This window comes from Sulfitobacter profundi (assembly GCF_042661425.1).
In the GTDB taxonomy this organism is placed as follows: domain Bacteria; phylum Pseudomonadota; class Alphaproteobacteria; order Rhodobacterales; family Rhodobacteraceae; genus Sulfitobacter; species Sulfitobacter profundi.
This window is the reverse complement of sequence record NZ_JBHSWA010000001.1, coordinates 1,905,906-1,922,988: the sequence shown is the minus strand read 5'-3', so window position 1 is coordinate 1,922,988 and position 17,083 is coordinate 1,905,906. Positions and strand designations below refer to the sequence as shown.

Here is a 17,083-nt window from a genome sequence, read left to right as displayed (position 1 = left end):
CTGCCCGCACAAAAGAAAAGAAGGCGCCGAAGCGCCTTCTTCCGTAGGTTTACCGATTACCCAAAGCGGGTATTAGTCAAGGCCAATGCTCTCGGCCAGACGCATACCGGGGTCAAGGATTTCAACTTCTGCTTCGTTGAATTCCGGCATGCTTTCCAGACGCTCTTCGGTGACGCCGGGGACGATCACTTCGTCTTCACGCATGATCAGCTTCTCAACCGGAATGGCGACTTCGTTTTCGCCCATCCCAAGGAAACCGCCAACGCCGATGATCGCAACAACGGTGTCGCCACGGACGCCGATAAAGTCGATCTCGCCAACGTCTTCACCGGTTTCGGTGGCGACGCTGCGGCCGGTCAGTTCTTCGGCGGTCAGGTTAAAGATCGGCAGACGCTGCACGTTCTCCTGATAGCGGGTGCGGTCTTCTTCGGCCATATTGCCTTGCTCGTCAGCGTTGAAGTCTTCCATCAGCACGCGGGCTTGCTCTTGCTCGACGTTGATCTCGGCGCCTTCGGCACCTTCAACGTTGACCTGCGGCGCTTCGGCTTCTTCGACGACGACATTCGCGTCTTCACCCTGCTGCACGTTCACGTTGGCTTCTTCCTGCTCAACAGCGACGCGGGCCTCTTCGGATTCAGCCACGTTCACATTGGCTTCGGCCTGCTCAACCGTCACGCGCGGCTCGGCTTCTTCGATGGTCACTTTCGGCTCGGGACGAACGAATTTCACGACGGGTTCGGGCTGCTCCAGGTCAACGATTGGCTCACCTGTTTCCACATCGACCTGCGGCTTGGGAACCTGCACGGTCACGACCGGCTCAGGGATGCGCACGGTCACCTGCGGCTGTGCCTGCTCAACGGTGATGATCGGCGCCTGCTGCTGCACGCGAACAGTCGGCTCGGGCACAGCGACGGTCACTTCGGGCTGGCCCTGCTCAACCGTTACCACGGGGGCGTCCTGCGAAACGTTTACGTCGGGCTCGGGCACGGTCACGTCAACTTCGGCGTCTTCCTGCTCGACAACCACTTGGCCGCCGGCCACATTGGCGGTCGCGGCTGCGTCACCTTCAACTTCGACTTCAGCTTCTGCTTCCATCTCGGCTTCGGCGTTGCGCTCAATGGTCTCTTCGACTTTGTCTGTCGCGTTCTGCGCCAGAACCGGAGCGGCTGCGAAAAGGGCAACGGCGGATACGCCGGCCATGAGTGTTTTGGTATAGATCATTAGGTCTCTCCCGTATTCGTTTAAGATAGTTGGGGCGCCCAGCACCCCGTCTTCCACGGTGAGACAACCGGCAGCTTTCTGCTCTGTTCCAAGAAAATTGATAGCCTTTTTTCGGAACTTTTTATGGGTCGCCACATGATTGAGGCAGGCCTCGACGGGATCGCGCATGGGTAATGCCTCCCCCTAAAAACGCAAAAACCCCGCCGGAGCGGGGGTCTTGCATCAGCGATATGTTAGGGCTTAAGCGGCGCGGCGCGCCTGTGCGAAGGATAACAGGCGCTTGCTCTTTTCATCCCACAGATGCAGCCGCGCATTGGCGAGGCTTTCGCGAATGGTCATGCGGTTCCCCTCGGCCAAGGCCACATGGTCACGCAGCACTTCCGGCAGGCGATAGAACGGGATGCGGCTGTAAAGGTGGTGCACATGGTGAATGCCAATATTGGCACTCAGCCACTGCAAGGGCCGGGGCAGGATGTAATGCGACGAGCCGTGAAAGGCCGCGTCATGCAAATCCCAGGCTTCGTTCTCCTCCCAATGGGTCGTCTCGAACTGGTGCTGCACATAGAACAGCCACATGCCCGCCGTGGCCGCCAACAGGGTGCTGGGGACGAAGATAAGCAGAATGGGCATGATCCCCCCAAAATAGAAGATCACCGCAAGTGCTGCGAGGATCGTCAGGTTGGTGCCCATCGCGCTCAGCCAATAACGGGTTTGCGCCATCAGCCCCAGCGGGACGCGGTTCTGCACGAAAAACAGGTAGCTCGGCCCAAGACCAAAAAGCACGACCGGATTGCGGTAGAGACGGTACTGCAACCGCCCAAGCAGCCCAAGCTCGCGATACTCTGCAACGGTGAGCGTGTGAATGTCGCCAATCCCGCGACGGCCAAGGTTCCCGGCCGAGGAATGGTGAATCGAATGGGTTCGGCGCCAAACGTCATAGGGCGTCAGTGTCAGCACCCCCAGGACGCGGCCCACCCAATCGCTGGTGCGACGGCTGCTGAAAAAGGCCGCATGGCCGCAGTCATGCTGAATCGCAAAGAGGCGCAGCAGGAAGCCTGCATTCACCAGCGAAATGCCGAGCGTCAGCCAGCCACTGATCGACAACGCCCACCAAGCCAGTGCCCAGAGAAGGACAAACGGCCCAAGCGTGATCGCCAGTTCAAAACTGCTTCGCCAAGTGCTTGGCTCGCGGTAGCGGGCCAGCACGCGCACCCAGTCGCGCGCGTTCGACACGTCCGCAGACGCGCCGGAGGTAGATTTTTCGTGGGACATAGAGCTGCTTTTTATCGTTGCTTCATGCCTTGTAAAGGAAAGCGCGCAGCAAGCAACTTATCCGTTGAGTATTAACGCGGGGTTTCCGCTCACGCGGCAAATAACTGTCGAGATAGGTCGCCTTGCTGGCCCCGAGTGATTGATCCTATCGGTCTCCACGCCTACGCTTGCGCATGACTTTGCCCGACCTGCCCTTTCAAACCGACGCCGTAACCCGCGCCTTCGCCGACTTTCCAGATAAGGTACGCCCCGGCCTCTTGGAAGTACGGCACCTCATCTTCGAAGTCGCGGCGACCGAGAATGTGGGACCCATCGATGAAACCCTGAAATGGGGTCAGCCCGCCTATCTCACATCCGAAAGCAAATCCGGCACGACCCTGCGCATTGGGGCGCCAAAGTCTGGCGGTTACGCGGTCTTCGTGCACTGCCAGACAACCATAATTTCAGACGCCCGTGCGGTCTTCGGAGATGCCTTCACCTATGACGGCAATCGCGCTGTCCTCTTTGATGCAGAGACCGAGGTCGCCAATACGCCCCTGGCCCTTTTGATCGCCCAGGCGCTGACCTACCACCGTCGAAACGAAAAAGGCCCCCGCTGAGCGGAGGCCTTTTCTAAATGTCGGTACCGAAAGCTTACAGCCCGGTGGATACGTCGATTGTGTTGCCCTCTTCGAGCGTCACATAAGCCTTTTTCACGTCTTTACGGCGGCCCATCTGGCCCCGGAAACGCTTGACCTTGCCTTTGGTGATGGACGTGTTCACGGCCTTCACCTTGACGTTAAAGAGCGCCTCAACGGCCTCTTTGATCATCGGCTTGTTGCTTTCGATCGCCACTTCGAAAACGACAGCGTTCTGTTCGGACGCCATGGTTGCTTTCTCGGTGATGATCGGCTTGCGGATCACGTCGTAGTGTTCATGCTTGGCGCTCATTTCAGGCGTGCCTCCAATGCTTCGATCCCCGCTTTGGTGATCACCAGAGTGTCACGCTTGAGGATGTCATAGACGTTTGCGCCCATCGACGGCAGGACATCCAGCCCTTCGATGTTGCGCGCGGCCTGTGCGAAGTTCTCGTTGACCGAAGCGCCATCGATGACCAGCGCGCGCTTCCAGCCCAGGTTCGACACCTGTTTGGCCAGAGCGGCTGTTTTGCCTTCGGATGTGGCTTCGTCGATGATGACCAAGGAACCGGCTTTTGCTTTGGCGGACAGCGCGTGGCGCAGGCCCAGCTTGCGGAACTTTTTGGTCAGCTCGTGGCCGTGGCTACGCGGGGTCGGACCCTTGTAGATACCACCCTTACGGAAGATCGGCGCGTTACGGTCACCGTGGCGTGCGCCGCCGGTGCCTTTTTGGCGATAGATCTTCTTGGTCGAGTAGCTGGTCTCGGACCGGGTCTTGACCTTGTGCGTACCCTGCTGCGCGTTGTTACGCTGCCAGCGCACGACGCGGTGCAGGATGTCGGCACGCGGCTCAAGGCCGAACAGTGCTTCGTCCAGGTCTACGGACCCGGCTTTGCCACCGTCGAGTTTGATGACATCGAGTTTCATGCGTCACCTTCTTTCTTGTCAGCGTCGGCATCGGAATTATCGGCATCCGAACCTTCAGCTGCGATTTCAGCTTCAGCGGCCTTCAGCGCTTCGGCTTCCTGTGCGGCTTGCTCTTCGGCCAAACGCTTGGCTTCGGCTTCTGCCTCTGCTGCGGCTGCGGCGGCTGCCTCTTCGGCGGCTTTCGCGGCTTCTTCAGCGGCGGATTTCAGAGCGGCGGGCAGAATCGCGTCTTCGGGGAACGGCTTTTTGACCGCATCCTTGACGGTGACCCAGCCACCTTTGGAGCCAGGAACGGCGCCTTTGACCATGATCAGGCCACGCGCACTGTCGGTCTTGACGACTTCGAGGTTCTGCGTGGTAACACGGGCAGCGCCCATGTGACCGGCCATTTTCTTACCTTTGAAAACCTTGCCGGGATCCTGACACTGGCCTGTGGAGCCGTGCGAACGGTGGCTGATGGAGACACCGTGTGTCGCCCGCAGACCGCCGAAGTTGTGACGCTTCATCGCACCGGCAAAACCTTTACCGATCGAAGTGCCTGCAACGTCAACGTACTGACCCGCGAAGTAATGGTCCGCGATGATTTCCTCACCAACGTCCAGCATCGCGTCCGCATCGACGCGGAACTCAGCAACCTTGCGCTTGGGTTCCACTTTCGCAGCTGCGAAATGGCCACGCATGGCTTGGCTTGTGCGTTTGGCTTTCGCCGAACCGGCACCCAGCTGAACGGCGGTGTAGCCGTCACGGTCTGCGGTGCGCTGTGCGACAACCTGAAGCTTGTCCAACTGAAGAACGGTCACAGGAATCTGCTTGCCGTCTTCCATGAACAGCCGGGTCATGCCGACTTTTTTGCAATAACGCCTGAGCGCAACATATGATTACCCTCCCGGCTTACGATTGCAGCTTGATCTCGACATCCACGCCAGCAGCGAGGTCGAGCTTCATCAGCGCGTCTACGGTCTGGGGGTCGGATCAATGATATCCAGCAGACGCTTGTGCGTGCGGATTTCGAACTGGTCACGGGATTTCTTGTCAACGTGGGGACCACGAAGAACGGTGAATTTCTCGATTTTGTTCGGCAGCGGAATGGGACCGCGAACCGAAGCGCCTGTGCGCTTGGCGGTGCTGACGATTTCCTGAGTGGAGGCATCGAGCACCCGGTAGTCAAACGCCTTGAGGCGAATGCGGATGTTCTGGCTTTGAACGGCCATATGCATATCCCTTGTTTTGGGATTCTAACGGATTGGAGGAAGCAGGCTCATCCGGCCCCCTCATCGCGCCTTGGTATTAAATCAAACGGGGCGCGTCTAACGCACCCCGGTTCAATGGGCGTCCTATAGGGGAATCGCAACAGGTGGCAAGAGGGTTCTAAAAACCCCCGTGTTTTTAGAACCAGTGCGCAAAGTCACGCCGGCCACGGCGTGACAGCGCACCCCGCCAACGTTCAATCACCACCGAAAACCACACTTAGCTTTCCCGTTTCACCGAAGCGTCCCCAAAAGCCCCCTCCCCCACAAAAGCAAAAGGCCGCAGCAAACGCTGCGGCCTTTCGAATCTCTCAGACGTCAGGCCCGAAGGCCCCGCCCAAAATCACTCAGTGATTTTGGAAACAACACCGGCGCCAACCGTACGGCCACCTTCGCGGATCGCGAAGCGCAGACCGTTTTCCATGGCGATCGGTGCGATCAGCTCAACGCCGAAGGACACGTTGTCACCGGGCATAACCATCTCGGTGCCTTCTGCCAGCTGAACGGTGCCGGTCACGTCAGTTGTACGGAAGTAGAACTGTGGACGGTAGTTCGCGAAGAACGGCGTGTGACGGCCACCTTCCTCTTTGGTGAGGATGTAGGCTTCGGCTTCGAACTTGGTGTGCGGGTTCACGGAACCGGGCTTGCAGAGAACCTGACCGCGCTCAACGCCGTCACGCTCAACGCCACGCAGCAGCGCGCCGATGTTGTCGCCAGCTTCACCACGGTCCAGCAGCTTGCGGAACATTTCCACACCGGTGCAGGTGGTTTTCTTGGTGTCGCGGATGCCGACGATTTCAATCTCGTCGCCAACGTTGATCACGCCACGCTCAACACGGCCAGTCACAACGGTACCACGACCAGAGATCGAGAACACGTCTTCGACGGGCATCAGGAACGGCTGGTCAACCGCACGCTCTGGTGTCGGGATGTAGTTGTCGACTTCTTCCATCAGCTTGCGGATCGCGTTTTCGCCGATGGCCTCATCACGGCCTTCCATGGCTGCCAGAGCGGAACCGGGCACAACGGGGATGTCGTCGCCGGGGTAGTCGTAGGAAGACAGCAGCTCGCGGATTTCCATCTCAACCAGCTCAAGCAGCTCGTCGTCGTCGACCTGGTCAACTTTGTTCATGAAGACGACCATGGCGGGGATGCCAACCTGACGGCCGAGCAGGATGTGCTCACGAGTCTGGGGCATTGGGCCATCGGCGGCGTTCACAACCAAGATCGCGCCGTCCATCTGAGCGGCACCGGTGATCATGTTTTTCACATAGTCAGCGTGGCCGGGGCAGTCGACGTGGGCGTAGTGACGTGCTTCGGTCTCATACTCAACGTGCGCGGTCGAGATGGTGATGCCGCGGGCCTTTTCTTCGGGCGCGCCGTCGATCTGGTCGTACGCTTGGAAGTCACCGAAGTATTTGGTGATCGCCGCGGTCAGCGTGGTTTTACCGTGGTCAACGTGGCCGATTGTGCCGATGTTGACGTGTGGCTTGTTACGTTCAAACTTTGCCTTTGCCATGGTGTTGGCTCCTTTAGATGTTGGGTGGTGGGCTTAAAAACCCACCCTACAGATTGGGTAGGGCGGGGTTCACCCCGCCATCCCGGTTATGCAAATTTGGCCTGAATCTCGTCGGAGATGTTCTGCGGCACAGGCTCGTAGTGGTCGAACTGCATGGTGAAGTTCGCACGACCGGAAGACATCGAACGCAGAGTGTTGATGTAGCCGAACATGTTGGCCAGCGGCACGAAGGCGTCGATCGCGATGGCGTTGCCGCGCGTGTCTTGACCCTGCACCTGACCCCGACGGGATGTCAGGTCACCGATGATGCCACCGGTGTACTCTTCCGGTGTCACAACTTCGACCTTCATGATCGGTTCCAGCAGCTTTGCGCCAGCTTTCTTCATGCCTTCGCGCATACCCATACGGGCGGCGATTTCGAAGGCCAGAACGCTGGAGTCAACGTCGTGGAACTTACCGTCGATCAGAGCAACCTTGAAGTCGATGACCGGGAAGCCCGCCAGCGGACCGGAGTCCAGAACCGATTTGATACCCTTTTCCACGCCCGGGATGTATTCCTTGGGAATGGCACCACCGACGATGCGGCTCTCAAAGGAGTAACCTTCGCCCGGCTCGGTCGGCATCAGGATCATCTTAACTTCACCGAACTGACCCGAACCACCCGACTGTTTCTTGTGGGTGTAGGTGATCTCGGCTTCGCGGCTGATCGTCTCACGGTATGCCACCTGCGGTGCACCGATGTTCGCTTCAACTTTGAATTCGCGCTTCAGACGGTCCACCAGAATGTCGAGGTGAAGTTCGCCCATGCCCTTCATGATGGTCTGACCGGATTCCAGATCGGTTTCGACGCGGAAAGAGGGGTCTTCGGCGGCCAAACGGGCCAGACCTGCAGACATTTTCTCTTGGTCGGCCTTGGTCTTTGGCTCAACCGCGATCTCGATGACCGGATCGGGGAAGGTCATGGTTTCCAGAACCACCGGATCATTGGCAGCACAAAGCGTGTCACCTGTGGTGGTGTCTTTCAGACCGGCAAGCGCGATGATGTCACCCGCAAAGGCTTCTTCGATCTCTTCGCGGTTGATCGAGTGCATCATCATCATACGACCGACGCGCTCTTTCTTACCTTTGGTCGAGTTCAAGAGGGTATCGCCCTTCTTGAGCACGCCCGAATAAACGCGGGTGAAAGTCAGCGAGCCAACAAAGGGGTCGTTCATGATTTTGAACGCAAGGCCAGAGAACGCCATGTCATCATCCGCACGACGCGGGATGTTACGTGTTTCTGTCTCATCGCCCGGCTTGAAGCCCATGTAATCGACAACGTCCAGCGGGCTGGGCAGATAGTCGATCACGGCGTTAAGCAGCGGCTGAACACCCTTGTTCTTGAAGGCAGAGCCGCAAAGAACAGGGATGAATTTGATCGCCAGAGTGCCCTTACGGATCAGCGCGCGCAGGGTGTCGACGTCCGGCTCGGCGCCGTCCATCAGGTAGTTTTCCATCGCCTCATCGTCCATCTCGACCGCGGTCTCGATGAGCTTGGCACGCCATTCATCAGCGGACTCTTTCAGGCTGTCACGGATCTCGCGCTGTTCCCAGCCGGCACCCAGATCTTCACCGGACCAGACCCATTCCTTCATTGTGACGAGGTCAACGAGACCTTCAAGCTCGTTCTCGGCGCCAATTGGGATCTGGATCGGAGCAGGTGTGGCACCTGTACGGTCTTTGATCATCTTCACGCAGTTGAAGAAGTCAGCGCCGATTTTGTCCATCTTGTTGACGAACACGATGCGCGGCACCTTGTAGCGGTCAGCCTGACGCCACACGGTTTCGGTCTGCGGCTCAACACCGGCGTTGGCGTCAAGAACGGCAACCGCGCCGTCGAGAACGGCCAGCGAACGCTCAACTTCGATGGTGAAGTCAACGTGGCCGGGGGTGTCGATGATGTTCATCCGGAACTTGGTGTCAGATGTCGCATCGGCTGTGGGCTCTTCCTGGCGCTGCCAGAACGTGGTGGTCGCGGCGGATGTAATGGTGATCCCGCGTTCCTGCTCTTGCTCCATCCAGTCCATCGTTGCGGCGCCGTCATGCACCTCACCGATGTTGTGGCTTTTGCCGGTGTAGAACAGGATGCGTTCGGAACATGTGGTTTTGCCGGCATCGATGTGAGCCATGATGCCGAAGTTGCGGTAGCGTTGGAGCGGATAGTCGCGTGCCATGGGGCTGCTTCCTCGAAAATATCAGTACGAACAGATCGCGCCCGAAACCGGGCGCGACGTTGAAATTACCAGCGGTAGTGGCTGAACGCTTTGTTGGCGTCGGCCATCTTGTGCGTATCTTCGCGCTTTTTAACGGCAGTACCACGGGACTGGACAGCGTCCATCAGTTCGCCTGCAAGACGCTCTTCCATGGTGTTTTCGTTGCGGGCGCGCGCGGCTTTGATCAACCAGCGGATCGCCAGCGCCTGACGGCGCTCGGGGCGCACTTCGACTGGCACCTGATAGGTGGCACCACCAACGCGACGCGAACGGACTTCGACGGACGGCTGGATGTTTTCAAGTGCTTCGTGGAACACTTCGATCGGGGCGCGCTTGATCTTGTCTTCGACGCGGGTCATCGCGTTGTAGACGATACGCTCGGCGACAGATTTTTTGCCGTCGATCATCAGGTTGTTCATGAATTTGGTGAGAACCAGATCGCCGTATTTGGCGTCTGGCAGGACTTCGCGTTTTTCAGCGGCGTGGCGGCGTGACATGTCAGTGTCTTCCTCTTGGCGGGTGGTGGGGCCATGCCCCACCCAACATCGGATGGATTGGTGGGGGCATGCCCCACCACTGCGAGATTACTTCGGACGCTTCGCGCCGTACTTGGAGCGGCGCTGCTTCCGGTCCTTGACACCTTGGGTATCGAGAACACCGCGCAGAATGTGGTAACGCACACCGGGAAGGTCTTTTACACGACCGCCGCGGATCAGAACCACAGAGTGTTCCTGAAGGTTGTGGCTCTCACCCGGGATGTAGGAGATGACTTCGAAACCATTGGTCAGGCGCACTTTGGCAACCTTACGCATGGCCGAGTTCGGCTTCTTGGGTGTTGTTGTGTAAACCCGTGTGCAGACGCCACGCTTTTGCGGGCACTCCTGCAGGTGCATGGATTTCGAACGTTTGACTTTCGGCTGCCGCGGCTTGCGGATCAGCTGTTGGATCGTTGGCATTCCGGATATATCCCCGTATCGCTCAGATTTTGTACACGGGGGATCCCCCATGCGGCTAATTTCGGTTACTTCATGCGTCCACAAAGCAAAATGACCGCAACGTTCCCGTACCGAGGAAAACGACGCGGTGGGTTAACAGAGGATCGGGCCAGTAGTAGGCCGGATCGTGACCACTTGAGTTATGAGTTCGGATTGGCAGAGCGGCCTCCACCTCCGAGATAGCGGGCGTATAGGACGTTGCGCGGGGGCTGTCAACAGCAGGGCCCGTCCCGGCGCCGGCCAGAGCAGTAGATCGCGTGCTCTGGATGCGCCATGTGGCCCCCTCCCTCGCAGAGCCCCCTTGCCAGCGGCTCTCCCCTGTCGCCATATTCGTCGAAGTTTTCCTTGAGGGGCAATACCATGCAAGCCATCGGCCTGTGCCGTTTTTCTTACCCCGCCCTTGGTGGATTTCAGGTGGGGCACGACACCACCGAGGAACGTATCGCCTACCTCTATGACGACGCCCGGCTTGAGGAGCGCTTCCGCTTGCTTGAGGCCGTCGCCCTGCCCTGCCTCAAAGCACAGTCAGACCCGGATTTCTCAATGATCTTCGTGATCGGCGACCAGTTCCCGGACCACCACGCACGCCGCCTCGAATCGCTCCTCGCCGACCTGCCGCAAGCGGTGATCCACCGCGAGCCGCCCCGCCAGCACCGCGAGGTGATGAAAGAGGTGCTGAACGCCGCGCGGATCAACCCCAAAGAACCCTGCCTGCAATTCCGCTATGACGATGACGATGCGGTCTCGGTCGACTTCATTGCCCGGCTGCGGCGTACGGTTGAGGACAGCGCGGGGCTTTTGGCGGGTCAACGCTCGGTCGCTTTCGACTGGCCCAAAGGGTATATCGCGGAGTTTGGGCAGGGCGGCATCCGCGCGGCGGAAGTGTTTCGCCCCCTCAATGTGGCGGCCTTGGCGATGTATGTGAAGGGCGGCAGCCCGGTCACGATCATGAACTTCGCCCATGAGAAACTGCCGCGTTTCATGCCCTGCGTCAGCCTGCCCGACTCGGCGATGTTCGTGCGCAGCCACAACGGATCGAACGATTCGCGCCAAGGGCTTGCACGGCATGTGGACGTGGCCCCGCTGGATGCCGAAGGCGAAGCGCTGTTTCGAACGCGCTTTGCCATCGACAACGATCAAGTACGGCGGGTCTTCTCCGCCTGAACCTTCAGCTTCCGCTCGCGGTAGAGGGTAAAGACCCCTGTGGCCACGACAATGCCGGCGCCGACCAGCGTCAAGACACCCGGCCATTCCCCAAAGACCGCCCAGCCCAGCAGCAGCGCCCAAAGCAGGCCAGTATAGCGAAACGGCGCGACAAATCCGATATCGCCGACCCGCATGACTTGGATCGAAAAGAAATAGCCGCCCAACACAAAGACCCCGGAGCCGCCGATCAGCGCCGCCACCGACGGGGTCACCGGCGCCCATGGTCCGCTGAGGGATGCCAGCCCCGCCGCCGTCATCACCGACAGCGCGGTCACCAAGGTGACGGTCATGGAAGGCACCGCAGGCGACAAGGCGCGGGTCGACAGGTCACGGACCGTCACGCAAAGCACAGCTATCAAGACGTAGATCGACCAAATGTTGAACCCTTCCGCGCCCGGCTTCACGATCAGCAGGACACCGCAGAAACCGATCCCGATCGCCACCAACCGCCGCCAGCCCACCGCCTGCCGAAACACCAACGCGGCGGCCAGCGTCACCGAAAGCGGCACCACCTGAAGGATGGCGGTCACATTGGCCAAAGGCATGTTGAACAGCGCGGTGAGAAAGAAATAAGCCGCTGCAATCTCGGCCACCGAGCGCAGGCCAATCACCCGCCAATCCCGCGGCTGGAGCCGGAAATCAATCCGGCCAAGCTGGCGGCTGAGGGCCAAGATCAGGACCGAGGTCGTCACCCCCGCAGGAACAAAAGCTGAAACAGCGGCAGGGCCCCGTCGGTCATTTTCAGCAGCGTGTCGTTAAACGTGAAACAGGCCATCGAGGCAATCATCAGCAGCGCGCCGATGGTATTGGGGGACATGAAAGCGCTCCGGGAAAAAACCGCGCGGCTTATATCGATGCCGCTCCCGAATGACTGGCAGCGGGCGCGGGAGCTGTCAAGAACGGGCGGCTATGCAGGACAGCGGCTTGCGCCCCTCAAATGCGGCATGGCGGCTGCGTAAGACGGGTGCCCAGCAGTTGCCCGGCCTTACTGGTTGGACGCCTGCGCCACCGGCTGTTGCTGACTGGCCAACAGGTTCCGAACCGTGCTGCGCAGCAACCCCGGCTCGACAGGCTTTTGCATCACCGTCGCGGCCAGATTGCGAAAGGCGTCATAAACCTCAAGATCGCGGGTGCGGCCGCTGAGGAAGATAATAGGCGTTCCGGCGATGGCGGGGTTTTCGCCAAAGCGGTGCGCCAATTCCAAACCGCCCATATCGGGCATGGAGATATCACTGATGATCAAATCGGGCTTCAGGTCATTCACCACCGCCAGCGCATCGCGGGCGTTCAGGCAAGAGACAAAGGTCAGCGATCTGTCGTCGGAAAAGATCATCTTTACCAATTCCAGAATGATCGGATCATCGTCGATATGTAGAATGCGAGACGTCATCTGAAGAACCTTACGACGGTTAAGCTTTCGCAAACCTATTGCCACTATGTGGCGGATGTAAGGCTACGGCGGCAAATTCCCGGCCATCTCGCTGGCAATGTGCAATCGATGCTGCGGCACCGCGCATTAAAAAGCCCCCGCAGCTTTCACTGCGGGGGCTTTTGATTGTCAGGTCAGAGCGGCGATCAATCGCGGCTCTCGTCGTCACCGACCGGCGTGTTGAACACATCGCCACCGACGATGTCGTCATCCGCAGAGGCCGCAGGTGCTGCCAAGGCGGCAGCGGCTTCGGCCTCTTCGCGGCGCGCTTCGATCACGACGTTGTCGCGGTCTGTCGCCACTTTGCGCATCTGCTGGGTCGCCCCACCAGTGCCCGCCGGGATCAGACGGCCCACGATGACGTTCTCTTTCAGACCGACCAGTTTGTCCCGCTTGCCCTGAACCGAAGCTTCGGTCAGCACGCGCGTTGTTTCCTGGAAGGACGCGGCAGAGATGAAGCTGCGGGTCTGCAGCGACGCCTTGGTGATGCCCAGCAGGATCGGTTCGCCCTTGGCAGGACGGCCACCCTTCGACAGGGCCTTTTCGTTGGCCTGATCGAATTCCTGCTTGTCGACGTGTTCACCCTTGAGCAGCGTGGTGTCGCCGCTTTCCTGGATTTCCCACTTCTGCAGCATTTGACGCACGATGACTTCGATGTGTTTGTCGTTAATCTTCACACCCTGCAGGCGGTAAACGTCCTGCACTTCGTCAATCATGTATTCGGCCAAGGCCTCAACGCCCATGATCGCCAGAATGTCATGCGGCGCGGGGTTGCCGTCCATGATGTAGTCACCCTTCTGCACGAAGTCGCCTTCGGCAACGGGGATGTGTTTCCCCTTGGGTACCATGTATTCAACCTTCACGTCCGGATCATCCGAGCTTTCGATCGCGATGCGGCGCTTGTTCTTGTAGTCCTTGCCGAAGCGCACATAGCCGTCGATTTCCGCGATGATGGCGTGGTCTTTGGGGCGACGTGCCTCAAAGAGTTCGGCAACACGCGGCAGACCACCGGTAATGTCCTTGGTCTTGGCACCTTCACGCGGGATACGCGCGATGATGTCACCGGCCTGAACCTCGGTCTGGTCCTCAACGGACAGAACCGCATCCACCGACATCGGATAGGTCACCGGGTTGCCCGCATCGTTGCGGACCGGTTCGCCATCTTCACCCACCAAGATGATCTCGGGCTTAAGCTCGTTGCCCTTGGGGGCCGCGCGCCAGTCGATCACGATCTTCTGAGTCATGCCGGTTGCTTCGTCGGTGTCTTCTTTGACCGCGATGCCCGAAACAAGGTCGACGTATTTGGTCATACCAGGTTTTTCGGCGATGATCGGCAGGGTGTAGGGATCCCATTCGAACAGCTTGTCGCCGCGTGCCACGCTGTCGCCTTCCTTGACGTGAAGCTTGGTGCCGTAGCCGATCTTGTGGCTGGCGCGCTCATCGCCGTTCTCATCGACGATCGACAGTTTCATGTTCCGGCCCATGACGAGCATTTCACCGGCGCTGTTTTCAAGCGTCTGCGCATTGTCGAACACGATTTTGCCGGACTGGCTGGCCTCGAGGAAGGACTGCTGACCACCCTGAGCAACGCCGCCGATGTGGAAGGTCCGCATCGTCAGCTGAGTACCGGGTTCACCAATCGACTGGGCCGCGATGATGCCGACAGCCTCACCTTGGTTAACCAGCGTACCGCGTGCAAGGTCACGGCCATAGCACATGGCGCAGACACCCTCTTCGGCATCACAGGTAAGTGGGCTGCGGATCCGTGCGGACTGCACCCCGGCTTCGTCGATGGCATCCGACATGCGCTCGTCGATCAACGAGCCTGCGGGCACCAGAACATCCTCGGTGCCGGGCACCAGAATATCATCCGCCGCAACACGGCCCAGCAAACGCTCGGCCAGCGAGGAGACGACTTCGCCGTCGTTAACCGCGGCTTCGGCAGTGATCGCAGTCTCAGTACCACAGTCATGCTGACGCACGATGCAGTCTTGCGCCACGTCCACCAGACGGCGTGTCAGGTAGCCGGAGTTCGCTGTTTTCAAAGCAGTATCCGACAGACCTTTCCGCGCACCGTGTGTCGAGTTGAAGTACTCAAGAACGGTCAGACCTTCTTTAAAGTTCGAGATGATCGGCGTCTCGATGATGTCGCCATTCGGCTTCGCCATCAGGCCGCGCATCCCGCCCAACTGTTTCATCTGCGTGACCGAGCCACGGGCACCGGAGTGGGCCATCATGTAAACCGAGTTCGGCTCTTTTTCGGAACCATTCTCGTGGTACGTGGTGGCCGAGATGGAGCCCATCATCGCGTCCGTGACCTTGTCGTTACACTTCGACCATGCATCGACGACTTTGTTGTACTTTTCGCCCTGAGTGATCAGGCCGTCCATGTACTGCTGTTCAAAGTCCTTCACCTGCTCGCGGGTCTCTTCAACCAGCGGCCATTTGGAGTCTGGGATCAGCATGTCGTCTTTGCCGAAGGAGATGCCCGCTTTGAAAGCTTCGCGGAAACCCATCGTCATGATCTGGTCACAGAAGATAACCGACTCTTTCTGACCGCAATAACGGTAGACGGTGTCGATGACCTGCTGCACTTCTTTCTTCCGCAGCAGACGGTTGACTAGGTCAAACGGTGCTTTGGCGTTCAGCGGTAGCAAGGCGCCAAGACGTACACGACCGGGGGTCGTGTCAAAGCGCATCATCACTTCGTTGCCTTCGGCGTCGATCTGTTTGATCCGGGCTTTAATCTTGGTGTGCAGGTGAACCGCACCGGCGTCGAGGGCGTGCTGCACCTCATCAACCGAACCAAAGACCATGCCTTCGCCAACCATGCCTTTACGCTCAAGGGTCGTGTAGTAGAGACCCAAGATCATATCCTGCGATGGCACGATGATCGGGGCGCCGTTTGCAGGCGACAGAACGTTGTTCGTGGACATCATCAGAACACGCGCTTCCAACTGGGCTTCCAGCGAGAGCGGCACGTGAACGGCCATCTGGTCACCGTCGAAGTCAGCGTTAAAGGCCGAGCAGACCAGCGGGTGAAGCTGGATCGCTTTACCTTCGATCAACACGGGCTCGAACGCCTGAATGCCAAGACGGTGAAGCGTCGGCGCGCGGTTGAGCATGACGGGGTGTTCACGGATCACCTCATCAAGGATGTCCCAAACTTCGGGACGCTCTTTTTCGACCAGTTTCTTCGCCTGTTTCACGGTGGAGGACAGACCTTTGGCCTCCAGACGCGAGTAGATGAACGGCTTGAACAGCTCCAAGGCCATCTTCTTGGGCAGACCACATTGGTGCAGCTTCAACTCAGGACCGGTCACAATGACCGAACGGCCCGAGAAGTCGACGCGCTTACCCAAAAGGTTCTGACGGAAGCGACCCTGCTTGCCTTTCAGCATGTCTGAGAGCGACTTCAGCGGGCGCTTGTTGGCACCGGTGATGACGCGGCCACGGCGGCCGTTGTCGAACAGAGCGTCGACGGATTCCTGCAGCATCCGCTTTTCGTTGCGGACGATGATGTCAGGCGCGCGCAGCTCAATGAGACGCTTCAAACGGTTGTTCCGGTTGATCACGCGGCGGTACAGGTCGTTGAGGTCAGAGGTCGCGAAACGGCCACCATCCAGCGGCACCAGCGGGCGCAGTTCTGGCGGGATCACCGGGATCACGGTCATGACCATCCACTCAGGACGGTTGCCCGACTCGAGGAAGGACTCAACCACTTTCAGACGCTTGATGATCTTCTTAGGCTTCAGCTCGCCTGTCGCCTCTTTCAGATCGGCGCGCAGGGTCTCGGCTTCGGCTTCCAGATCGATGGCGGCCAGCATTTCGCGGATCGCTTCGGCACCGATGTTGGCGGTGAAAGCGTCCATGCCATAGGCGTCTTGGGCGTCCATGTATTCTTCTTCGGTCATCATCTGACCGTATTGAAGATCGGTAAGGCCCGGCTCGATCACCACGTAGTTCTCGAAGTAGAGAACACGTTCCAGATCACGCAGTGTCATGTCCAGCATCAGGCCGATGCGCGAAGGCAGCGACTTGAGGAACCAGATATGCGCAACTGGCGATGCCAGTTCGATGTGGCCCATGCGCTCACGGCGGACCTTTTGCAGCGTCACTTCGACACCACATTTCTCGCAGACAACGCCGCGATACTTCATCCGCTTATATTTACCGCAAAGGCATTCGTAGTCTTTGATCGGGCCAAAGATACGCGCGCAGAACAGGCCGTCACGCTCGGGCTTGAACGTCCGGTAGTTGATGGTTTCCGGCTTTTTGATCTCACCGAAGGACCAGCTGAGGATCCGCTCGGGCGAGGCCAAAGAGACCTTGATTTCGTCAAACGCTTTTTGCGGCGTCAGCGGGTTGAACGGGTTGTTTGTCAGTTCCTGGTTCATT

General features: G+C 58.9%; 12 protein-coding genes and 3 pseudogenes. 2 read left to right on the top strand and 13 right to left on the bottom strand.

From position 1 onward, the window contains the following. Nucleotides 1-72: 72 nt before the first annotated feature. Nucleotides 73-1,221 (bottom strand): PRC-barrel domain-containing protein, encoded by a 1,149-nt coding sequence (locus tag ACFQAU_RS09990; RefSeq protein ID WP_132446962.1) that lies wholly within the window; start codon nucleotides 1,219-1,221, stop codon nucleotides 73-75. Between the two features lie 240 nt (nucleotides 1,222-1,461). Continuing rightward, entirely contained in the window at nucleotides 1,462-2,493 is a 1,032-nt protein-coding gene (locus tag ACFQAU_RS09985; RefSeq protein WP_120351869.1) for a fatty acid desaturase family protein, read from the bottom strand. A gap of 173 nt (nucleotides 2,494-2,666) precedes the next feature. On the opposite strand from ACFQAU_RS09985, the gene ACFQAU_RS09980 reads away from it, so the two are divergent. Next, complete coding sequence (locus ACFQAU_RS09980) at nucleotides 2,667-3,092, top strand: DUF1801 domain-containing protein (RefSeq protein ID WP_120351870.1); 426 nt, start codon at nucleotides 2,667-2,669, stop codon at nucleotides 3,090-3,092. Nucleotides 3,093-3,126: 34 nt separating this feature from the next. On the opposite strand, the gene ACFQAU_RS09975 is transcribed toward ACFQAU_RS09980, so the two are convergent. From ACFQAU_RS09975 to rpsL, 8 genes and pseudogenes are all read right to left on the bottom strand, one after another. Beyond that, nucleotides 3,127-3,423 carry a 50S ribosomal protein L23 gene (locus tag ACFQAU_RS09975; RefSeq protein ID WP_007118833.1) on the bottom strand — a complete coding sequence of 99 codons (297 nt, stop codon included), beginning with the start codon at nucleotides 3,421-3,423 and terminating at the stop codon, nucleotides 3,127-3,129. Further along, entirely contained in the window at nucleotides 3,420-4,037 is a 618-nt protein-coding gene (rplD, locus tag ACFQAU_RS09970) for a 50S ribosomal protein L4 (RefSeq protein WP_067622160.1), read from the bottom strand. Before rplD ends, ACFQAU_RS09975 begins: the two co-directional genes overlap by 4 nt. Then, nucleotides 4,034-4,911, bottom strand: a pseudogene (gene rplC, locus ACFQAU_RS09965) (50S ribosomal protein L3). The gene rplD and the pseudogene rplC overlap by 4 nt, the downstream one beginning before the upstream one ends. A 17-nt stretch (nucleotides 4,912-4,928) precedes the next feature. After that, nucleotides 4,929-5,248: pseudogene (rpsJ, locus tag ACFQAU_RS09960) on the bottom strand (30S ribosomal protein S10). Between the two features lie 379 nt (nucleotides 5,249-5,627). After that, a complete protein-coding gene (gene tuf, locus ACFQAU_RS09955; protein ID WP_132446964.1) occupies nucleotides 5,628-6,803 on the bottom strand; it encodes an elongation factor Tu in 1,176 nt (391 codons plus the stop codon). A gap of 86 nt (nucleotides 6,804-6,889) precedes the next feature. Beyond that, on the bottom strand, nucleotides 6,890-9,016 hold the full coding sequence (fusA, locus tag ACFQAU_RS09950) for an elongation factor G (protein ID WP_120351871.1): 2,127 nt from the start codon (nucleotides 9,014-9,016) through the stop codon (nucleotides 6,890-6,892). A gap of 65 nt (nucleotides 9,017-9,081) precedes the next feature. Then, complete coding sequence (rpsG, locus tag ACFQAU_RS09945) at nucleotides 9,082-9,552, bottom strand: 30S ribosomal protein S7 (RefSeq protein WP_007118827.1); 471 nt, start codon at nucleotides 9,550-9,552, stop codon at nucleotides 9,082-9,084. 87 nt (nucleotides 9,553-9,639) lie between these two features. Further along, on the bottom strand, nucleotides 9,640-10,011 hold the full coding sequence (gene rpsL / locus ACFQAU_RS09940) for a 30S ribosomal protein S12 (protein WP_007118826.1): 372 nt from the start codon (nucleotides 10,009-10,011) through the stop codon (nucleotides 9,640-9,642). A gap of 399 nt (nucleotides 10,012-10,410) precedes the next feature. Here rpsL and ACFQAU_RS09935 point away from each other — a divergent pair, with 399 nt between their 5' ends. Beyond that, the gene (locus ACFQAU_RS09935) at nucleotides 10,411-11,214 is read left to right on the top strand and encodes a putative rhamnosyl transferase (protein ID WP_132446966.1); all 804 of its coding nucleotides are present in this window, start codon (nucleotides 10,411-10,413) and stop codon (nucleotides 11,212-11,214) included. Here ACFQAU_RS09935 and ACFQAU_RS09930 read toward each other — a convergent pair. From ACFQAU_RS09930 to rpoC, 3 genes and pseudogenes are all read right to left on the bottom strand, one after another. After that, nucleotides 11,187-12,073 (bottom strand): annotated as a pseudogene (locus tag ACFQAU_RS09930) (DMT family transporter). The gene ACFQAU_RS09935 and the pseudogene ACFQAU_RS09930 overlap by 28 nt on opposite strands. A 168-nt stretch (nucleotides 12,074-12,241) precedes the next feature. Beyond that, nucleotides 12,242-12,646, bottom strand: coding sequence for a response regulator (locus ACFQAU_RS09925; protein WP_067622145.1), 405 nt, complete (start codon nucleotides 12,644-12,646; stop codon nucleotides 12,242-12,244). 185 nt (nucleotides 12,647-12,831) lie between these two features. Further along, nucleotides 12,832-17,082, bottom strand: coding sequence for a DNA-directed RNA polymerase subunit beta' (gene rpoC, locus ACFQAU_RS09920; protein ID WP_067938323.1), 4,251 nt, complete (start codon nucleotides 17,080-17,082; stop codon nucleotides 12,832-12,834). Nucleotide 17,083 lies beyond the last annotated feature (1 nt).

Coding starts and splice junctions, on each gene's coding strand:
- tuf (WP_132446964.1), bottom strand. CDS start 6,803: ATGGCAAAGGCAAAGTTTGAACGTAACAAGCCACACGTCAACATCGGC.
- ACFQAU_RS09975 (WP_007118833.1), bottom strand. CDS start 3,423: ATGAGCGCCAAGCATGAACACTACGACGTGATCCGCAAGCCGATCATC.
- fusA (WP_120351871.1), bottom strand. CDS start 9,016: ATGGCACGCGACTATCCGCTCCAACGCTACCGCAACTTCGGCATCATG.
- ACFQAU_RS09980 (WP_120351870.1), top strand. CDS start 2,667: ATGACTTTGCCCGACCTGCCCTTTCAAACCGACGCCGTAACCCGCGCC.
- ACFQAU_RS09925 (WP_067622145.1), bottom strand. CDS start 12,646: ATGACGTCTCGCATTCTACATATCGACGATGATCCGATCATTCTGGAA.
- rpoC (WP_067938323.1), bottom strand. CDS start 17,082: ATGAACCAGGAACTGACAAACAACCCGTTCAACCCGCTGACGCCGCAA.
- ACFQAU_RS09990 (WP_132446962.1), bottom strand. CDS start 1,221: ATGATCTATACCAAAACACTCATGGCCGGCGTATCCGCCGTTGCCCTT.
- rplD (WP_067622160.1), bottom strand. CDS start 4,037: ATGAAACTCGATGTCATCAAACTCGACGGTGGCAAAGCCGGGTCCGTA.
- ACFQAU_RS09935 (WP_132446966.1), top strand. CDS start 10,411: ATGCAAGCCATCGGCCTGTGCCGTTTTTCTTACCCCGCCCTTGGTGGA.
- rpsG (WP_007118827.1), bottom strand. CDS start 9,552: ATGTCACGCCGCCACGCCGCTGAAAAACGCGAAGTCCTGCCAGACGCC.
- rpsL (WP_007118826.1), bottom strand. CDS start 10,011: ATGCCAACGATCCAACAGCTGATCCGCAAGCCGCGGCAGCCGAAAGTC.
- ACFQAU_RS09985 (WP_120351869.1), bottom strand. CDS start 2,493: ATGTCCCACGAAAAATCTACCTCCGGCGCGTCTGCGGACGTGTCGAAC.